The 986-nt window shown below is 51.1% G+C and carries 1 protein-coding gene; it reads left to right on the top strand.

Annotated features, from left to right (window positions below; genetic code table 11):
• Nucleotides 1–233 precede the first annotated feature (233 nt).
• Nucleotides 234–931, top strand: a protein-coding gene (locus ACLJN9_RS30495) for an IS1-like element IS1B family transposase (RefSeq protein ID WP_095033700.1) whose coding sequence is annotated in 2 segments (ribosomal slippage) — nucleotides 234–483 and nucleotides 483–931 — 699 coding nt in all. Because the reading frame shifts where the segments join, the coding sequence is not laid out codon by codon here.
• The last annotated feature ends 55 nt before the right edge of the window (nucleotides 932–986 follow it).

Genomic DNA, 986 nt, shown 5'->3' with positions numbered 1-986 from the left:
GGCCTCACCGAGCATTGTCCTGGCAATACTTGATATATCATCACCTATACCATTTGCAATATACCCAAACAGTTCTTTAGTGAAGTTGGTAACATGCTCTTGCACCATATCATTTGTTGCGATTGTCGTTGTACTGTCGTTAGTGCCTGCCACAGTTCCAATTTTCATATTTTACCTCGGTGATGCTGCCAACTTACTGATTTAGTGTATGATGGTGTTTTTGAGGTGCTCCAGTGGCTTCTGTTTCTATCAGCTGTCCCTCCTGTTCAGCTACTGACGGGGTGGTGCGTAACGGCAAAAGCACCGCCGGACATCAGCGCTATCTCTGCTCTCACTGCCGTAAAACATGGCAACTGCAGTTCACTTACACCGCTTCTCAACCCGGTACGCACCAGAAAATCATTGATATGGCCATGAATGGCGTTGGATGCCGGGCAACCGCCCGCATTATGGGCGTTGGCCTCAACACGATTTTCCGCCATTTAAAAAACTCAGGCCGCAGTCGGTAACCTCGCGCATACAGCCGGGCAGTGACGTCATCGTCTGCGCGGAAATGGACGAACAGTGGGGCTATGTCGGGGCTAAATCGCGCCAGCGCTGGCTGTTTTACGCGTATGACAGGCTCCGGAAGACGGTTGTTGCGCACGTATTCGGTGAACGCACTATGGCGACGCTGGGGCGTCTTATGAGCCTGCTGTCACCCTTTGACGTGGTGATATGGATGACGGATGGCTGGCCGCTGTATGAATCCCGCCTGAAGGGAAAGCTGCACGTAATCAGCAAGCGATATACGCAGCGAATTGAGCGGCATAACCTGAATCTGAGGCAGCACCTGGCACGGCTGGGACGGAAGTCGCTGTCGTTCTCAAAATCGGTGGAGCTGCATGACAAAGTCATCGGGCATTATCTGAACATAAAACACTATCAATAAGTTGGAGTCATTACCTGATCAGCAGAACGATGCCAGCAATGGTTATTGGGCCAAT

The sequence above is a fragment of the Micromonospora sp. 067-2 genome (assembly GCF_046549295.1).
GTDB lineage: Bacteria > Actinomycetota > Actinomycetes > Mycobacteriales > Micromonosporaceae > Micromonospora.
This window is presented reverse-complemented; position numbering and strand designations above follow the sequence as displayed.